12 protein-coding genes are annotated in these 20083 nt (G+C 34.3%); all 12 read right to left on the bottom strand.

Annotation, left to right across the window (positions count from 1 at the left end; all coding sequences use genetic code 11):
* Positions 1-2: 2 nt before the first annotated feature.
* Entirely contained in the window at positions 3-815 is an 813-nt protein-coding gene (locus ABYI63_RS14870; RefSeq protein WP_372757411.1) for an alpha/beta hydrolase, read from the bottom strand.
* A gap of 10 nt (positions 816-825) precedes the next feature.
* On the bottom strand, positions 826-2154 hold the full coding sequence (locus ABYI63_RS14865; RefSeq protein ID WP_372757410.1) for a sugar porter family MFS transporter: 1329 nt from the start codon (positions 2152-2154) through the stop codon (positions 826-828).
* A 48-nt stretch (positions 2155-2202) separates the two neighbouring features.
* Positions 2203-3294: a glycoside hydrolase family protein gene (locus tag ABYI63_RS14860; protein WP_372757409.1), complete on the bottom strand. Its 1092-nt coding sequence runs from the start codon at positions 3292-3294 to the stop codon at positions 2203-2205.
* Positions 3295-3298: 4 nt separating this feature from the next.
* Positions 3299-5056: an alpha-L-fucosidase gene (locus tag ABYI63_RS14855; RefSeq protein WP_372757407.1), complete on the bottom strand. Its 1758-nt coding sequence runs from the start codon at positions 5054-5056 to the stop codon at positions 3299-3301.
* A gap of 278 nt (positions 5057-5334) precedes the next feature.
* Entirely contained in the window at positions 5335-5424 is a 90-nt protein-coding gene (locus tag ABYI63_RS14850) for a hypothetical protein (RefSeq protein ID WP_372757416.1), read from the bottom strand.
* Positions 5425-5775: 351 nt separating this feature from the next.
* Positions 5776-7005, bottom strand: a complete 1230-nt coding sequence (locus tag ABYI63_RS14845) for a glycoside hydrolase family 88 protein (protein ID WP_372757406.1) — start codon at positions 7003-7005, stop codon at positions 5776-5778.
* A gap of 256 nt (positions 7006-7261) precedes the next feature.
* Complete coding sequence (locus tag ABYI63_RS14840; RefSeq protein ID WP_372757403.1) at positions 7262-9787, bottom strand: hypothetical protein; 2526 nt, start codon at positions 9785-9787, stop codon at positions 7262-7264.
* A gap of 184 nt (positions 9788-9971) precedes the next feature.
* On the bottom strand, positions 9972-10841 hold the full coding sequence (locus tag ABYI63_RS14835; RefSeq protein WP_372757401.1) for a hypothetical protein: 870 nt from the start codon (positions 10839-10841) through the stop codon (positions 9972-9974).
* A gap of 12 nt (positions 10842-10853) precedes the next feature.
* The gene (locus ABYI63_RS14830) at positions 10854-12074 is read right to left on the bottom strand and encodes a glycoside hydrolase family 88 protein (RefSeq protein WP_372757399.1); all 1221 of its coding nucleotides are present in this window, start codon (positions 12072-12074) and stop codon (positions 10854-10856) included.
* A gap of 172 nt (positions 12075-12246) precedes the next feature.
* The gene (locus ABYI63_RS14825; protein ID WP_372757397.1) at positions 12247-16416 is read right to left on the bottom strand and encodes a two-component regulator propeller domain-containing protein; all 4170 of its coding nucleotides are present in this window, start codon (positions 16414-16416) and stop codon (positions 12247-12249) included.
* Between the two features lie 315 nt (positions 16417-16731).
* On the bottom strand, positions 16732-18939 hold the full coding sequence (locus ABYI63_RS14820) for a GH92 family glycosyl hydrolase (protein ID WP_372757396.1): 2208 nt from the start codon (positions 18937-18939) through the stop codon (positions 16732-16734).
* A partial coding sequence (locus tag ABYI63_RS14815) for a hypothetical protein (protein ID WP_372757394.1) occupies positions 18940-20083 on the bottom strand: 1144 nt, incomplete at its 5' end.

The raw sequence follows: 20083 nt of genomic DNA, 5'->3' as shown, positions 1-20083 counted from the left end.
AATTATTCTTTAAAAAATTCTTTAAAAAAAAGCATTTGATATTTTATGGAATTACTCCAATAGGCATTGGTATGACCACCAGGACGCTCGATATAATCGTGCGGAATATTGTGTTCTAAAAGTTTATTATGAAGCCGAACATTGGAGTTATAAAAAAAGTCGTCTGTACCACAATCAAACATAAATTTTAGGTTTTTCCCGTTTAACAAATGCACTAAATTGATGACGGTATTATTCCTCCAATTTTCAGGATTTTCAGCATATACGCCTAATCTTTTAGCAATATCCCATTGTAAAGCAAACCCCGTTATATCCACACCTCCACTCATACTAGCTGCAACACCCCAGACATCATTATGTTTAAAAGCAAGGTATAATGCTCCATGACCTCCCATGCTATAGCCCGTAATGGCACGGTGTTTATTATCAGCTTTGGTGTTGTAATTTTTGTCTATGGCTGAAACTAATTCTTTTGAAAAGTAGGTTTCATATTGCATGGTTTTATCAATAGGACTATCAAAATACCAACTTGTTTTGTGGCCATCCGGACATACCAAAATTACATTATATTGATCTGCATACGTTTTAATATCAGGCGCCTTACCTAACCATGCTTTATGATCGCCACCAGCCCCATGAAGTAAATACACCACCGGAAAAGCATCACCGTTTTTTTTGTAAGAATCGGGCGTAATTACAACATTCTTGATGTTTTTATTCATCACTTCACTGTACACCACAAGAGTATCAACTTTTGATGCGTATAGTGAAAGCGTCAAACAGAAAACACCAATAAAACCAATGAATTTATTCATGTAGTTATTTTTATTTTTTCTTTAGAATAATATCTTCTAGTTCCTCTAATGTTTTCCCTTTAGTTTCAGGCATCATAAAGGCCACGAACAATAATTGTAACACCATCATTCCTGCAAATACAAGAAATACAACACCAGGACCAATCATGGGGTGATTAAACAAAAATGGTATTGAAGACGGAATGATTGCCGCTAAAACCCAATGTGTAGAACTCCCGAAGGCTTGTCCTGATGCTCGTAAATGATTCGGAAATATTTCAGAAATAAACACCCAAATAACAGCACCTTGACCAACGGCATGTGCTGCAATGAATAGGAACAAGAATACTGGAACGGCCATTCCTGTCCAACCTAAGAAAAATGCCGCAGACACTAATCCTAAAGAAATGATATAACCTATAGAACCAATATACATGAGTGTTTTTCTTCCCAATTTATCAATTAAAAATACACCTAATAGAGTAAAAATAAGATTAGTAACACCAATACCAATACTACTTAGCAAGGCTGTACTTTCTCCCAAACCTGCTTCTTCAAAAATACGTGGTGCATAATATAAAAAGGCATTTATCCCCGATAATTGATTGAAAAAAGCGATTAAAAATGCTAACATTAATGGAAATCTATATTTTTTTATGAAGATAGTTTCAGTCTTATCACTTTTATCAGAATGAGCATTAAATTCTTTAATTTGTTCATCAACATCTATGTCTGGATCAATTATTTTTAAGACTTCTCTTGCTTCACTTACTCTACCTTTTGACAATAACCATCTCGGACTTTTTGGAACTTTTAAAGCAAATAGAATATATAATACCGCAGGAATAGCTTCTACGCCAAGCATCCATCGCCATGCGTTTTCTCCTATTCCACTTAATAGGTAATTAGACAAAAAAGCTATCATGATACCAAATACAATATTAAATTGATACATAGCAACCAAACGACCTCTATCTTTAGCAGGTGCGATTTCAGAGATGTATGCAGGTGCTGCAATAGTTGATGCTCCAACCCCAAGACCACCTATAAAACGTGCAAAAGCAAACACATAAGGATCGTTAGCAAAAGCAGAGCCTATTGCCGATACCGCAAATAAAACACCAATAACAATTAAAGTGTTTTTACGTCCGTATGTATTTGTTGGTACTCCTCCAAATATAGCACCAATTACAGTACCCCAAAGTGCTGCTCCCATAACTACCATACCATGAAAAGCGTCGGTAGACTCCCAAATAGCTTGTAATTTTTTATCGGCACCGGAGATAACAACCACGTCAAATCCAAATAAAAAACCTGCAAGTGCTGCAGTAATAGACCATAATAATATTTTTTTATTCATTCTAGCTTGTGTATTTACTGTGTTAAAATATTTCGTTTAAATTTTAAATTAATCTTTTAGAGGAATTACCATATTCCAAGTTTTTGTACCATTTCCAAACCCTCCAGGGCCATCCATGGTTGCGAAAAAAATATGAGTTGGTTTTCCGTTTTCAACAAAAACAAATGGGCGTTCTAATTGTCCTTGTTTAATTGTTTTGCCATTGTTCCATTTAACAGTTTTGGTATATGCTTTTGGACTATTATCAACCACCCAATTAATACCATCTTTGGAATGTGCTAACAATCCATCGCCCGCATTCCCTGTTATTAGGCCTCGTTGGTCTTTAGCTATCATATGATACCCTTCGTTATCGCTCCACAAATGTGGATCTTCCACTTCGCCAAAACGCTCCATCGAAAATAATGGTTCATCACCAACTACTGTATACTTTCCATTGTAAGAAGGTGCCGTAGCGACGCCAATGCTCATATCACTATTTGAAATACCATCTTCTTTATAACTTCTTCCTTTAAACAATAAAACTACCGAACCATCTTCCTTTATTAAAGGTGAGGGATTGGAAGTTAAAAAACTATAATAGGAATTTGGCTTTACATCTAAAATGGGCGCATCTTGTCGTTCCCATGGTCCATACGGACTTTTAGACGTGGCAATCCCAATACGTTTTCCCCATCTGGCAGCAATACACCATTTACTTGATAAATTGAAATCACTTAAATTTTCACTGGTAACATCTTCAAAAGGATGGGTAGACCCCATGTAATACAAAATGTAGGTATCTTTATATTTTACGATTTTAGGATTGTGACATGAACGTCCGTCCCAAAATTGAGCACCTCGATTTCCTAAAGCAACATCTTCAAAGCTGTAAGGACCTTCAGGTGTATTTGAAACAGCGTGTACTACTTCTGAAGCAATCATCCAACCAGGATGAAACGGCAACATTTTAGGCCAACGTGATGCATACATGTGGTATTTACCATCGTCACCTTTAATTACCGAACTGCCCCAAACCCAATAATCTTTCATTTGAAGACCACCGTTAATGGGTGCTTCTTTTAAATTATTGAAAATAGCATTTTGCGCCTGACATGCGGATACTATACTTACAATAAATAAAAGCATAATATGCTTCATATAACTAGTTTTTAACTGGTTGAATTTTTACTTCTTTCAAATTAAGCATGTTCCATTTTCCGGCCACAGGCATTAAAGAAAACTCTTGTTTTCCGGCTTTATCAATACTGAAATTTCCTAGATCAACATTCTTAAATCTTTTAGGATTATCGCCACTAGCAGGAATGATTACAGTTTTTGAAACACCATTCATTGTCACATTTATAGTGGTTTCCTTATCTCCAGAATAGCTTGCCACAATATTAAATTCACCTGGTTTTTCAACCTCAAAAGCCCAATATACTCTGGCTGTTTCACTATCCCAACTTCCTACACAATCCAAATGATCGTCATACATGGCTCCTGGGCCTTGTAAATTTTCATATTGTGCTCTAACGGCTGGTAATATAACTACTCCAGTTTCATCCTGACCTAATGGTTTTTGCGGTAATGCATTAGGCATTTCCTTTAATTTTAATACAATTACGGATACCACTGCATCTGGTGCTTCTCCTGTTAAATGCACCTGAATACCATCTTCAAACGCACTTGTTTTAAAAGTTCTGGCTTTATCGGTAAGCAAATAACATGCTTCTACATTATTATTAAGTCTTATTGGTAGTGAAGCGCCATCTTCCCAATCAAATACATGCAAATACAATAAGCCTTTGTCATCTATTGTCTTCATTGTTATTCTACCCCAACTAGGCTCTGTGCTTGTTGGACTTGCTTGCGTACCATAAATAGCTTCACTGTTTTTATTCATCCAAGTGCCTATAGCTTTTAAACGATCGGTAGCCTCAGATCTTAACGTACCTTCATGTGTTGGACTTACATTAAGCAGAAAGTTACCTCCCTTACTACTTTGATTAATTAAATCACGGATTAAAGTTTGAACTGAATTAAAATTATTGTCATCGCTGCGGTAACCCCAACTTCCACTAATTGGCTTACATAACTCCCAATATTTAGCTTCAGGTTGGTATCTAGGTCCGTTTCTCTCAAAAGTTTTATGGTCGCCTGGATAATCATCACCTAAACGATCGTTTGTTATTATTCTAGGCTGAAGTGCTGTGGTGATATGATGTAAACTATCAACAACTGATTTGGTCATAGCTCTAGGTGTATCCCACCAAAAAATGGCTATGGGTCCGTATTCTGTTAGCAGCTGTTTTACCTCTGGTAGTGCTTTTTCGTAAACATACTCATCGCTGCTTACACGTTTCAAGTCTTTATCCCAAGTATTTCCTAAACCGCCTGGATGATGCCAATCTTGGGCTTGCGAGTAATAAAACCCAAATTTAATACCTTGTTCCTGACATTCCTTTGCCAATTCTTTCAACACATCGCGTTTAAAAGGTGTTGCATCAACAATATTATAATCGGTTGCCTTAGAATCGAACATGGAAAAACCATCATGATGCTTTGCCGTAATAACCATATATTTCATACCCGCTAGTTTCGCCAAGGCAACAAACTCTTTTGCGTTGAATTTTGTCGGGTTGAATTCTTTAGCGAATTTTTCATATTCTGCTATAGGGATTTTCCCTTTGTTCATAATCCATTCGGCACTGTTGGTTTGTGCTTCGCCTTTGTAAAAACCTGCCGGAACGGTGTAAATTCCCCAATGGATAAACATACCAAAGCGCGCTTCTTCCCACCATGCCATGCGTTCTTCATCTGTAATCTCTTTTGTTTTTGACAATTCAGGTTTTACCACTTTTTGTGCGTATGCTGAACCAAAAACCAAAACCACTAAACTCCCCAAAATTATTCTTTTCATACTATAATTTTATTTTGCTCTTCTAAAATTGCGACTTAACAAAGCGTCGATTTCCGTCGATTTGCAACTTAAACCTTAGCCATTACAATTTTAAAAACTATTACTGTTATTCAATATAAATTATAAGTCATTTCATATAAACTATAGTTCATTTATTGAAGTTTATATTATTGGAGTGTTTTATATAAAATTTTATTAAAAAAAAGCAGTTATAGATTTTCTATAACTGCTTTTAGAGTGAATGATTAAATCAAAATAATTAATACTTCATTTCTAATCTAATTCCAACCTGGATTTTGTTTTAAGTTTGTGTTTATAACAGTTTCGTTTATTGGTAATGGCCATAAATAATTTTTTTGATTGTAAATAACTTAGAGTTGTGGTTAATATGGAATACTATCTCAATGGTAGTGATAAATTTCAATCTTTTTTTAGTTATAGTTCATGTTGTTTTATATTTAATTTTATCTTAAACAATTAAATGGATTTGAGTGAAAACGTCAACTAAATTATGGTTCTATCCTTATATTTTACAATTACATGGATAAAACATACTCTATACATCATTTGATTATTCTAGCTTTTGAAATACAAGTTAGAAGCAGAGATTAAAAAAATTTATAGATTAATTAACACACAAAAAAAAGCCCTTTAACTCACAATTTAAAGGGCTTCTTCAATAATGAAACATAGTTTCACAAACTAACTAAAATAACAAACTAACTCTCTAACTTTTTAGCTTCAATTTTTTTTAATCTTAACAATGCCTCCATAAAGTAATAATCGGCATAAATAATAGGCACATCTATTTCAGAATTATTAGGATAATGTCCTGTAGAATGTAACAAAAGTGCATCATTAGTATCTCCGCTGAAATAATCATCCGAGCTTAAACGTGCAATGAGTTCTTTTGCTGCATTTAAATACTTTTCTTTTAATTTTTCATCTTTTAATTGCTCAGACAGCTCCAACATACCACAAGCTACAACGCCCGCTGCAGAAGCATCTTTTGGTGCATTCGGAATTGCTGGATCATCAAAATCCCAATAAGGAATACCATCTTCTGGTAAACGAGCTATAAAATGATCGGCTAATTTTTGAGCTGTTGTCAAATAATCCGCTTTACCTGTTTCGCGATACGACATTGCAAAACCATATATTCCCCAACCTTGACCTCTAGCCCACATAGAATCATCCGCATATCCCTGATGGGTTTTTCCTTCAATAAACTCACCTGTTTTATCATCAAAACAAGTTACATGAAAAATGGAATAATCAGGACGCACCAAACGTTTCATTGAAACATCTGCATGACTCACAGCTATATCATATAATTTTTTATCACCACCATTTTTAGCAGCCCAAAAAAGAAGCTCTAAATTCATCATATTATCAATTATGGTATTGTGTTGGAATTTATGTTTCATTTCTGGCCAAGACAAAATGGTACCCGCTTTAGGGTGGTATAGCGTTGCTAATGTATCTGCAGCTGATAGTAATACTTTTTTATACTCTTCATTTCCTGTAAGTCTGTAACCATTACCATAACTACAGTATACCATAAAACCAACATCATGATTATCAGCCGGTGTATAAGCAATGGTTTTTAATGGTTCCGTGAATTTTTCTGCCCCTGCTTTTAATGCCGCATCACCAGAGTATTCGTATGCATACCAAAGAACACCTGGCCAAAAACCAGAACACCAATCTCTAACACCTACTAAATTCCATTCTTTTTCACCTTTTGTGATATTTCTAGGAAAACTATCAGCATACTTTAAACTTTCTACAACCTCTTTTAGCTTGGCAACACTTTTATCAAGCACAACTTCTTCATTTGTTTTTGTGATTCCCATAGCGGTATTTTCACCAGTTTTTTTGCTTTGATTATTACAAGATAACAGAAACGCCACACATATAATCACTGAAGTAAGTTTAAAAATTCTCATATAATTTTTTTGTTTTGTTTTACAAATTTTTAAAAAACACATATCTAGATTGTAGACACATATTACTCTGCAATTATATAAACACTTCCTTTTTTTTGATATAAACTATGAATCATTTTTAATAAATTAATACCCTTTTTATATTCAAACCCCTGTTTTTATTATGCAACCCTATTCACTCATTAATTTTTTTTGTTTTTTTTGATAAAAACTCTAAGTATTGATATTTAGAAAAGCAGATTCAAAATCATTATTTTTAAGACCTAATTTCTGTTTGTTCAGATTTAGTTAGTTTACCATTTAAAAACTCTTTAATAAGAATTTGAATAGTTTCATCCTTTATGTTTAAAATTTCAATTGATTGTTTTCGTCCATCTTTTAGGAACACATGTAATTCGTTTGAATTCTTAGATTCTATTTTTGAAATTCGACTTTCACCCTTATAAGGTTCTATTACATTTAAAAATTGAGTTTCTTTTTCGTTTACTCGAACACCATAGGTGTTTCTATCTGGATTATTTCTGATATCTCGTTGTTTGCCACCATTCGGGTAATTACATATTAAAACCTCTGCTTTTTTAGGCCAAAGTGTGTGAACATCCAGCTTCATTCCATTGTCATTGAACTGAACTTTTGTTCCTTTTAATGTGGTGTGCCATTGGGCGTTTTCAAAATATTTATAAGGCGAATCATTAGCTGAACTTAACTTTTCTAAAACAGTACCCTTCTTTTTTGCACCTTCTATATTGGTAAATCCAACAGGATGAATTAGCCAATCGTAATTATGGTTTTGTTCGGATTTCATATAATCGGCTATAATTACATAATCATCAGTCACAATTGATATCCGTCTTTGTTGAATGGGTTTAAAGTTAGGGGCGTAATCACTATCATCCCAAGGCGGAAACTTATCGGCATTCCAAATCGGAATTTTTCGCCACCTAGCATTGGTTTCTACCACTGAGGCCTGCATAATATCACCTTTATAAAATAACAATTGCTCTGAAGGTACTGCCTCTTGCTGTAATTCATCTACCACAACCATATTATGAGTTGCCGATGTTTGCACGCATTCTTTATACCCAGGATTTCCGTAACCAAACCATACCATTTCACTACCAAAATATTTATAGCCAAAACGGTCTAAAGCGACTAAACTGGCTCTATCAAACTGCCCGTGCCAACCACCATGTGTCCCATATTTAACATAGGCTTGAATTTGGTTTTCTGGTGATTTAACTTCAGCCTGCGATCGTAAAGCCACCAAACCAACATTTGGCGCATAAGCCGATCCTGTTCTTGGGTCTTCCATTTTCGGTAATTCCGGAACTCCATACATTAAAGACACCCACGAATCGCGTTTTGTTTTACTAATTACCCATGCTAAATCGGTATTTTTATATTCTCGATAAGCCAATTCATAAAATTCATCCGGTTCCTTTAAATTGGAATCGTTGGTAGATACCAAATATGCATTTTCATCCATGAACGGAATGTAGGGAAATACCATATCCTCTAAACCTCTCGTATTTTTCCCCGTTGGCCCCCAGTTATCAAACTTCATACCCGTAAAACCTTCTTTCACGTTGTCAAAATCTTTACTTTTAAATTTGGTAGGGAAACGTCTGTGGTATAAATCCAATCCATAATTTTTAAAAGCCTGCGCCACCAAGGCATAACGTTGCACCACTAAATAGCAATAATTTCCCGTGCCTTCAAACCACCATCCATCTGCCATAACCCCCTTACCTATTTGATCGGCCATTCCGCCATCAGCTTCTATTAAATATTCTAATTCCGGAATATCTTGTAAAAACAGCGCAACAAAAATAGCTCCCGCATTAGCACTAGCTTGGTGATTCATAATTCCTAAACCATCCATATGTTTTTTATTCAATTCTAAATAATAACGGAAGGTAACCTCTATGTTATCTTTATCTGATTTAGAGAATTCAGGTTCATTAAAAACAATATCACAAGCAGCAGAAAGGAACAAAAAAAAGTTACCTTCATGCACCTGTACGCCATTTGTTGCAGCTCCTATAGATAAATATCCTTCTTCTTTATCGCACACCTCTTTAATTAATGCAATGACTTTGTTTTTGTATGCTACTTTACCAGTTAATTTATAAGCCAATGCCATTTGAAAGGCTTTTTCACCATCACTTGCGCTATAATTTAAACTAGACCAGACTTTTGTAGGCCGTGGCTTTGTAACAATTTTACGCTCTGGGAACTCGAAACCATCAAGTTCATTTAACATTTTTATTAAATTTTGCTTTGCCCAATCATATTGTGCTATCTTTTGCTTTGCCTCTTCAAAAACAGTATTATTTACTAATAAAAATGGATGTGGCTTACTTCTAACTGATATGAATTCTAAAGCATCTAATTGATTTCCATCTTTATCATTCACCACAAGTACGCTAGCTTCATGACCTCCTACAGGTATTCTATCACTTACAATTACAGAAAGTGTACCACTGTAAACTTCGTTAGGCTTTATAGTTATTTTTGATATGCTTAAGCTGTTACTACATGCCAATTCACGTGGGTTTTTGATACTTAAATAGTAAGTAACTGAAGTTTCAAAAGAATTTTTTAATTGAAAAGTGTAAACTATTGCCTCATTTGCTTTTGCCACCTTAGTTTGCAATCCGCTACTTAATATACTTTCGTTCTCATAGGAGTTGGCGAAAGATGCCACCCATGTAACACTAAAAAAGACAGCTAAAAAAAGATACTTTGTGATTTTATCGAATTTTGATTTGTTTTTATTCATTTTGATTTTCTTTTTTAAAAGACCTCATTATATTACAACAGCATTTCTACATCTTTAAGACAGGATAGCACATAAAAAAACACATAACCATTCTTACTGTTATGTGTCTTCAACTTATCAAAAAGCATTTCATTATGAAAATTTATTATTTTAAAATCCGTAACTGTAGAATTCTACAACAAATTTATCTCACAACTCCCTCAATAATTGCTTTAGCATCATCAGGGTGTGTTTTTTGTTTACCAGTTAATAAATAGATAATCATACCTGCATCAGAAGGATCGAAATCTCCTTTTTTAATACATGTTAGCTGCCTAGAATATAACCAATCTAATTGTTTTTGATTTTCTACAGAATTTTCTCTTATTGGTGATGTCTTAATCCAATCAAATAATTCCATTGGTGCTTTCAATCCCTCATAGTCTTTACCTCCGTTTTGATCTAGAATTCTATCAACGATTAATCCTTTTGGTTCAAATTTGTTTTGTATTTCTTTCCATCGCCAACCAGAATGCTGTTCCCAATCATGTGGCTTATCTGCATGATTATCATTCCAAGACGAATGTGAAATAATGCGTACATATTTTAACTTTGAAGCATTTGCATTATTTATTGCGCATCCTACCACCTGCATAGGGCCTGCTGCAATAATGGTTAACGGATTCTTTTTGCTAGATTTATTAATCTCCTTGGTGATAGCATTTATGGCCTTTGTTGAGTCTTGAACTGCTTCAATAAAATTAGACTTTTTAAAATGATAGATTTCTTTTCCTTCCAAAGCGCTTTTAAGCATTTGCTCCTTACCATCACTTTTATCATGATTACTACCCCAAATATGATCGCTAAAAGTATAAACCGTTAATTTATCTTGTAAATTTTTTGCTGCCAATAATGCTAAAGTTAAAGGCGTTGCTGCCCAATCATCATGGTCGTGTTCATTACCATCGGAACTTACTACTATTCTACCTATGCTATAAGGAATAGTTTGCCCATAAAAAATCTGAGGTACAGTTAATAGAAAACATAGACTAAAAATAATTTTGGAACTTCTCATAATAACATCTTGTTAATTGGTTTCAACAGCAAGCTTTTTAGAAGCTTCTAGTTTTTCTAAACGTAATAATGCTTCCATGAAATAATAATCTGCATAAATAATAGGCACATCAATTTCAGTTCCTTTGGGATGATGCCCTGTTGAGTGTAATAATAACGCATCATTGGTCGCTCCGCTTAAATAGTTTTCAGAAGAAAGAATGTCAACAAACTTTTTCGCAGCATTGGTATACTTAGTTTTCAATGTTTCATCGCTTACTACATTAGCAATTTCTAACATACCACAGGCCGCAATTGCTGCTGCTGATGCATCTTTTGGGGCATTGGGTATTTTGGGGTCGTCAAAATCCCAAAAAGGAATACCGTCTGCTGGCAACCTATTTAAAAAATGATCTGCTAAAATTATTGAAGTATTTAAAAAATCTTTATTACCAGTTTCTCTGTAGGCCACGGCAAAACCATATATACCCCAAGTTTGGCCACGTGCCCACATAGATTCATCGGCATAACCTTGATGCGTATGCCCTTTAATGAACTCACCCGTTTCATCATTAAACTCTCCTAAATGATACACCGCATTATCCGGCCTTACAATGTGCTTCATGGTTACCGTTGCATGGCTTTCTGCAATTTTGTAAAGCTCTTTATTTTCACCATTTTTAGCTGCCCAAAAAAGCAACTCTAAATTCATCATGTTATCAATAATGGTGTTGTGAGGATAAATTTCTTTCTTTGAAGGCCAAGATTGAATAGCACCTACTATTGGATTATACAAGGTAGCCAAAGTATCGGCAGCAGCCAGCATCACTTCTTTATAAGATTGATTACCAGTTAACCTATAGCCATTACCATAACTACAATATACTTGAAAACCGATATCATGATCTTCAGCCGAGGAATACGCAATAGGTTTTACCGCATCTGTAAATTGCTCTGCTGCTTTTTTAATTTCGGCATCATTTGAATATTCATAAGCATACCATAATACGCCTGGCCAAAATCCGCTACACCAATCTCTAACATCTACTAACTTCCAGTGTTCTTCACCTTTTGGAATGTTTCTTGGAAATCGGTTTGGTACAGCTAAAGCACGAGTTGTTTCTTTAATTTTCACTGTACTTTGATCGAGTACTTTTTGGATTTCTGTTTTTTCAGCTTCTTTCTTTTTTACAATGCACCCTACAAAAAGTGAAGCTACTAAAGTAGTTAAACAAACCGTTTTTAAAAATCTCATGATGTAACTTTTAATTTTAAAGCACACGAAAAACGTGCACTATTGTATAAATCACCTAAAGCTACAAGGATAAAACTACTTATGTAATAATATTATAAAATATGAGGCAATCTGAATAAAATAACACCCATTTTAGCATAACAACCTACAATTGAGCCACATTTAGAACATTTTAACTTACCTCATTCTTATTTTGTTCTACATATTCACTTGGCGTCATATCATACAATTCGCGGAAGGTTTTCCCAAAATATGCTGCAGAATTAAATCCAGACATGTGCGTTATTTCTTTAATTGTATAATTACCCTTAATTAATAATTCTGATGCGTATTTTAATCGGATAGTACGTATAAAGTTACTTGGATTTTGCCCTGTGATGGATTGTATTTTTCTATAAAATTGAGATCGCCCAATTCCAATTTCTTTTAGTAGATGTTCTAATTTAAAATCCACATCACTAATATTATCTAAAATGACTTTAGTCGTTTTTTCAAGAAAAGCTTCGTCAATGGAATTACTAGTAACCTCATTAGGCGTAATTACAGCACCTAATTTGGAGAATTTCTCTCTTATTATACGTTTAGCCTCCAATAAATTACCAATTCGGGCCTTTAACACATTAATATTAAACGGCTTGCCTAAATAGCCATCGGCACCTGTTTTGTAGCCCTCTATTCTATCTTCTTCCAAAGCTCTTGCTGTTAATAAAACTACAGGAATGTGACAGGTTTCAAATTCAGATTTTATGCGTTTACAAAGCTCAAAACCGTCCATTTTAGGCATCATAACATCACTAACCACAATATCTGGATAATGTTTTAAAACTTTTTCTAATCCTTCTTCTCCATTAACTGCTTCTATAATTTTATATGAAGTTTTTAATTCGTTTTTTAAATGATCTCTTAACTCCTTATTATCTTCTACAATTAATACTGTTGACAAATTTCTATTGTTGGAAACGTCTACTTTATCATCATAAGTTTGCGTAGCATCGGAAATAAGTAAATCATACTCCACTGATTTCATCGAATTTATTAAAAACTCATCCTTAACGTTGGATACAGAACTATATTCGGCAGTTTTGCTATATGGAATTCTAACAACAAACTTACTTCCTTTATTAAATTGGCTTTCAACAAAAATATCTCCTCCATGAATATCTACCAACCCTTTGGTATAATTAAGCCCGATACCGGTTCCTGTTTTGTTTGGATCTACGTTATAAAACCTAGAAAATATTTTTTTCATTTGTTCCTTATCCAAACCAATTCCGGTGTCCTCAACAACTATTTCAATGTAGGCTCCAAGTTTCTTTCTATCTTGCTTTAAAAAACTAAGGTGACCACCTTGTTCGCTAAACTTATCTACAGTTACTTTAATTTCGCCACCACCTTCTGTAAACTTAATGGCATTAGAAATTAGATTAGTTAGTATTTTTTCTATTTTATCAGAATCAAAGTAAGAATACAACTGTTCTGAACCCGATTTAAAGGTGTAGTCTATGCCCTTTTTAGCTGCAACCCCCTTAAAAAGCTCGAAAATATCGTTACTAAATTTAATAATATCTCCTCTTTGTAACTGAAGTGGCGCCATACCTACCTCCATTTTTCTGTAATCGAGTAGCTGATTAACTAAATACAATAATCGACGGGCACTTCGTTGTATGGCTATTGCCGAAGTTTTAACAACCTCCGAATCATTGTAATTAGACATTAACTTTTCTAATGGATTTAAAATTAAAGTTAATGGTGTTCTAAATTCATGAGAAACATTAATAAAAAACTCAAGTTTCATTTGGTCAAACTCGTGTTCCTTCTCCGTATTCACTCTTTCTGTGTAGTACTTTTGTAAATAATACAATGAAACTACAGCTACTAAAAAATATAAGATGTAAGCCCAAATTGTTTTCCAAGGTGGTGAATTTACTGTAATATTTACGGTTGATACAGGTGCATTATCCCAATCACCATCTACCGAAGCCTTAATTTTAAAAGCATAAGTACCTGGCTGTAAATTTGAATAGTTAACCACCCTATTATTGCCAGCGTTGATATATTGGTCGTTAACCCCTTCCATTTTATAAGCATATTTTACATGCTCTTGGTTTTGATAATGTATAGCAATAAAATTGAATGATAAATTGGATTGATTATATTTCAATACCATATTATCAATCTTTGAAACCGGTGTGTTAAGGGTGAAGTTTCTATTGATTCGGTCGCCTAATTGAACATTCTTATTGTTAATTTTTAATCCTGAAATTCTAGGAACCAACTTAGCTGAAGATGTAAACAGAATATCTTTCGGGTAGAAAATATTAAATCCATTTATCCCTCCAACTATAATTCTACCGTCTTTTGTGCGTTCAATAGATTTACTTTGATATTCCATACCTTGAATACCATCGTGTGTATTGAAATTTTTAAATTGGTTCGTTTTTGGGTTAAAAAACGATAATCCACTCCGAGTTGTTATCCAAAAATTATGCGATAAATCTTCTTTGATACCCGTTACTAAGTTATTAGGTAAGCCTTCTTGGGTAAAATAGGATTTTAATAAATTTAAATTAGCATCTAACTTATACAAACCAATATCGGTACCTAACCAAATATTATGTAAATAATCTTCAGTTATATAGTTTATTCTATTCCCTGAAATTCCATTAATACTAACTTCATTAAACTTTATTTCAGATGGAATTTTTCCATTAAGTTCTTTTAGATTAATATAGTTTAAGCCTAAAGAGGTACCAACCAATAGCCTTTCCTTTGAGTCGATAAATAATGAAAAAACGAAGTTACTTAACAAGCCTTCTGCATTATTTTCCCCTATTTTAAAATGGTGAAATTTTTGGGTTCTGGCATCAAACACATCCAATCCTTCATCTCTTAAACCTAGCCAAACCCTACCGCTTTTATCTTCAACACCCGTCCAAACCGAATTCTGACCTATAGAGGATTTATCATATTCGCTATGTAAATATCTTATGTTATAATTGGTGTCTGGGTTAAACTTATTTACACCACCATCAAGCGTACACACCCAAATATCGCCATCGCTACCTTCAAATGTATATAACATTTTGTTCGAGCTTAACGAATTACTATTGTTCGGATTAAAACTATAAGCTTTAAATGTACCTCTTTTATCATCGAACAAATTTAAACCACCATTATAAGCTCCAATCCAGATTCGACCTTTAGAATCCTGTAAAACAGACTGAACTATTTTTTCATTCAACCCATCTTGGATGCCTTTTTGATAATAATAATGTCCAAAGCTCGATTTTTTTACATCCAGCTTACAAATGCCCTCATTATAAGTTGCCAGCCAAAAAAAGCCATCTTTATCCTCTATAACATCGGATATTTGATTCCCTGGTAAGGAAAACGGATCAAAAGGGTTGTGCTTTAGTTGCTGTACCGATTCGTCCTTTTTATTATATAGGAAAACCCCACTACCATCGGTTACAATCCAGATGATTCCAGAAGAATCTTGGTAAAATTCATAAAAAGGAACGCTTTCTTTAGTAACCGAAACATGCTCGAAAGTATTTGATTTTCTATCCCAAACAAGAAAATTGGAGGCATCGTTCCCAATCCAAAAATCATTGTCCGAATCAATAAAAAGCCGTTTAGGGATATGGTTTAATTCATAAGGACCTTTGGTTGTTATTGGAAATCTTTGAAAATTATCGGAAGCAGCGATGTATTTATTTAAATTCTGACCGTTAGTACCTACCCAAATAAAGCCTTCTTTATCTTTTGTAATAACATTTACAATGTTGTTATCAATAGTGTTAATGTGTCCAGATTTATACACATAATGTACTGGGTTTAGGTTTTCAATATTATTGGCATCATCATTCAACGATAGTTTAACCAAACCACTACTAGTACCTACCCAAAGTTGATTCTCTTTTTTATCATATAAAAGAGCATTGATAATCTTTTTAGGATTAAAAAATTTAATCGGTTGTTTATATAATGGAACATGTATAAATGAGTTCGTATTCCGGTTATACAAATTCAAACCATTATTGGTTCCTATCCATAAATTTCCGTTAGCATCTTCCTGAATAACATTTATTCTGTTATTACTTATGGATGTTTCATCATTTATAATAGGTCTGAATATTTCGAACTCATATCCATTAAATTTATTAAGACCATCTATTGTACCAAACCACAAATAGCCATGGCTGTCTTGAAAAACTTCCAAACAGGTGCTACTTGAAAGTCCTTTATCTGTATTTAAGTTTTCGAACTTAAGATTTGTAAACTGCCCAAAAATAAAATTACAGCAAAGACTTATGATAATAAAACAGAAACTCTTATTCATCTCATGCTTTTTTTTGTAAATCTACAATAAAAAATAAAATTCTATTTGTCCGAGACCCTATAATTAAATAACATTTCTAGCATAACCAATGCTAATTTTGGAATATTAAATTGTTATTAATAATTACAAGCTGTCGCCATACACAACATAAAGCATTGAGAAACAAAATTTTAAACAACAAGAAATACTTTCTATTGATAAATAGGTTCCACTCTATTTAACTTTAAATGACTTTTTACAATATTTTTTAAGCAGAAAGGATTAGATGAATTTTAGCTCCTTAGAATCATCTAATCCTTTCTAATATTCTTAATATTATTTATTCGGTTTATTTCCTAAAACAAAATGCAAGCGACCTCCTGCTACGAGTTGTTTGTGGGTAATTGTTAATTTATCATAAGGTGCTCCATTTAGTGTTATGGATTGAATGTATTTATTTTCATCCGATTGATTTTCGGTAGTCACAATAAACTGCTTTCCATTTTCCAATACTATAGTAGCTTCTTCAATATAAGGTGAAGTTAAACTGTAAATACCATCGGCTGGGTTTATAGGATACATCCCCATGGAAGAAAAGACCAACCACGCCGACATTTGTCCACAATCTTCATTACCACAATAACCATTTGGTTCCGTGCTATACTGTGTTTTAATGATTTTACGAACCATTTCCTGGGTTTTCCAAGGTTGCCCGATGTTATTATACAAATAGGCTACATGGTGGCTCGGTTCGTTTCCGTGGGCGTATTGCCCAATCATACCCGTACTGAAAATTGGTAATTTATCGTCTTTTGTTGGGTAATAGGTGAACATAGAATCCAACTTGGATGTGAATTGTTCCTTACCTAAAGTATTTATTAGTCCATCAATATCGTGAGGTACAAACCAGAAATATTGCCATGCATTACTTTCGCAAAACTCTTTTGTGTATTCTTTAGCTGAAAACGGACTTTCAAACACTCCTTCTTTATTTTTTGGTCGGAAGAATGTTGATTTAGAATCGTACAGGTTTTTCCAGTTATTCGCTCTTTCTGAAAAAGTTTGTGCAATAGCCATTTCACCTAAAGCTTTTGCTAATTGGGCAATACACCAATCGTTATAAGCATATTCCAAGGTTTTTGAAACAGACCAATTTTCATGATTTTCGCCAGTTGGCACGTAACCTAACACCATGTACGTATCAATTTGCCTTCCTTTTTCGGTAGCCGAAGCCACACACGCTTCTAATGCTTTTTTAGCATCCATTGGAATGCCTTTAAAATACGCATCTACAATTACTGGAACGGCGTGGTAGCCAATCATCATATTCGTTTCATTACCCGCTAAAGACCACACCGGAAGCAAGCCTGTTTCATCATAATGAGACATAAACGACTTAATCATATCTTCCGTTTCCTTAGGTGCTATGATGGTATATAATGGGTGCGTTGCTCTAAATGTATCCCAAAGCGAAAAGGTATCATATTTATTATAACCTTTTGCAATATGTGTATTCCCATCGGCTCCCTTATAAGCACCATCAATATCACTATGCAGAGAAGGCGTTAAAAACACATGATATAAATTGGTATAAAACAATTCTTTTTGGGCTCTAGTGCCTTTTATTTTAATTTTTGAAAGATAGGATTCCCAAAGAGCATCTGCTTCTTCCACCGTTTTATTGAAGTCCCAATGCGGAATTTCAGCCTCTAAGCTTTTACGGGCACCATCAATACTTGCCGATGATAGCGCTACTTTTACTTGAACTTTATCATTATTCTCGGTTTTATAATTAGCAACAATTTTTGTGAATTGTCCATTGACAGATGTGGATTCCTTTTCTTTATCATCTAAAAATAATTGCGCGGTATCAAATGGCTTAGAAAACTTCATGACGAAATACACACGCTGATCCGCCGCCCAACCTTTTGATTTCCTGAATCCTGAAATGGTTTGATTATCTTCAATAGTTATTTGGGTTTCCATGGGTTTATCCCAATTTAAACTATAACCTAAATCGAGAATTATTTGGCTCTTTTCATCCTTTGGAAAGGTATATTGATGAAACCCTACGCGCGCAGTGGTTGTTAATTCTGCCTTGATGCCAGAACTTAATAAATCTACCGAATAATAACCCGGACTTGCTTTTTCTTTTTCATGTGAAAATTTAGAATAGGGCCTATAAGCACCCTCTGGGGTTAAACTTTCAGTAAACCTGCTATTTAATGGCATAACCAATAAATCGTACATATCGCCAGCACCTGTACCCGAAAGATGTGTATGACTAAAACCAGCGATAGTAGAATCGGGATAAAAATAACCAGCTATTCTGTCCCAACCTGGCAAGCCGTTATCTGGACTTAACTGCACCATACCAAATGGCACTACGGCACCAGGATAAGTATTTCCCGGGCCATCAGTTCCTGTAAACGTGTTAACATAACTGGTAAGCCTCTCGGTGTCGGCTAAATTTTCATCCGTTTTAATTTCTTTACAGGAAATAATTCCTAAACATACTAATAATAAGTAGCTATAATATTTCATCTAATTTTCTCTCAATTTATTCACTCTAATATCGGCATTATTTGCTATATGTCTTTCATAATCTTGTGTATAAAGGGTCGCAATTGTACTATACTCTTCTGCGAGTTTATTATAATTTTTCCAAGCTTTATCGTAGGCTTTAATCCATTTTTTTACTGCTTTTGAATCGCCTTTAGTAACAGCATCATCCATATAAATAAGTGTTCTATAGATTTCATAAAGTTTCAAACCATATTCAGAAGAACCAATCGCATGATTTTTTGTCGCTTCATTGTCCCAACGAATTTCTTTGGCTAACTTCACAATGTTTTTCCACTTCGCGATAGATTCATCTTTTTGTTTTAAGTTTCTCTGATGTTCTAAATCACCTTTCACTACCATTGGCCATGCAATTCCTTGATCGCGTGTCCACCACGGATTCATATCTCTAAACGTACTGTTTCTACCTCTAACAACAGCTTCCGCAGAAAGCAAACATAGTCTTCTAAATTTAGCAACATCATCCCCTTTTAAGTTTAAACGCTCGGTAGCATATCTGTTAAAAATAAATTCTTCAGACTTGTCGGTATTTTGACCCCATTGTGCCACAACCCAAGAATTTAAATCGCACCACAATTCGTCTTTAATATAAGGACCATCCCATCCACCGCCACGAGACCAGGTCCAAACGCCGGCATATAATTCTGGTTTGGTATTTACAAATTCCTGAATGCTATTAATTTGTGCTTCAGGCATACTAGCATGTTCTTCAAAACCATCAATAACGCCATTAGCAATGTAATTAGGGTAAGCCCCTTTTCCTTCGTACTCGCGAGCCGATTGTACTTCGATAATTTGACGATGGCGCCCTTGACCAATCACTTTACTAAAAGCATTTGCACGATGAAAATCGCCTTCACAGTGCTTAATACTAATGATTAAATTTTTATGTGGCTCTACAGCATCACTAACTTTCATGTAAGCCTCTAAATTTACATCAAAGGCTCCCCAAGTGCGAAAAATAAGTTGCTTATCTTGTTTTTCACAAATTTCTTCTTTTAAAATATTGATAAGCGCAATCATTGTTTTTTCTGGATTTTTTTTATCCTCACTGGCTCCCAGCTGATAGGGTGCATCGTGTAAATAGGTTTCTCCAATACGTACT

The sequence above is a fragment of the Mariniflexile sp. genome (assembly GCF_041583155.1).
GTDB lineage: Bacteria > Bacteroidota > Bacteroidia > Flavobacteriales > Flavobacteriaceae > Mariniflexile.
This window is presented reverse-complemented; position numbering and strand designations above follow the sequence as displayed.

What these genes read in the sequence shown, in the direction of transcription:
- ABYI63_RS14870 (WP_372757411.1), bottom strand. Translation starts at nt 815, where the DNA reads ATGAATAAATTCATTGGTTTTATTGGTGTTTTCTGTTTGACGCTTTCA.
- ABYI63_RS14865 (WP_372757410.1), bottom strand. Translation starts at nt 2,154, where the DNA reads ATGAATAAAAAAATATTATTATGGTCTATTACTGCAGCACTTGCAGGT.
- ABYI63_RS14860 (WP_372757409.1), bottom strand. Translation starts at nt 3,294, where the DNA reads ATGAAGCATATTATGCTTTTATTTATTGTAAGTATAGTATCCGCATGT.
- ABYI63_RS14855 (WP_372757407.1), bottom strand. Translation starts at nt 5,056, where the DNA reads ATGAAAAGAATAATTTTGGGGAGTTTAGTGGTTTTGGTTTTTGGTTCA.
- ABYI63_RS14845 (WP_372757406.1), bottom strand. Translation starts at nt 7,005, where the DNA reads ATGAGAATTTTTAAACTTACTTCAGTGATTATATGTGTGGCGTTTCTG.
- ABYI63_RS14840 (WP_372757403.1), bottom strand. Translation starts at nt 9,787, where the DNA reads ATGAATAAAAACAAATCAAAATTCGATAAAATCACAAAGTATCTTTTT.
- ABYI63_RS14835 (WP_372757401.1), bottom strand. Translation starts at nt 10,841, where the DNA reads ATGAGAAGTTCCAAAATTATTTTTAGTCTATGTTTTCTATTAACTGTA.
- ABYI63_RS14830 (WP_372757399.1), bottom strand. Translation starts at nt 12,074, where the DNA reads ATGAGATTTTTAAAAACGGTTTGTTTAACTACTTTAGTAGCTTCACTT.
- ABYI63_RS14825 (WP_372757397.1), bottom strand. Translation starts at nt 16,416, where the DNA reads ATGAATAAGAGTTTCTGTTTTATTATCATAAGTCTTTGCTGTAATTTT.
- ABYI63_RS14820 (WP_372757396.1), bottom strand. Translation starts at nt 18,939, where the DNA reads ATGAAATATTATAGCTACTTATTATTAGTATGTTTAGGAATTATTTCC.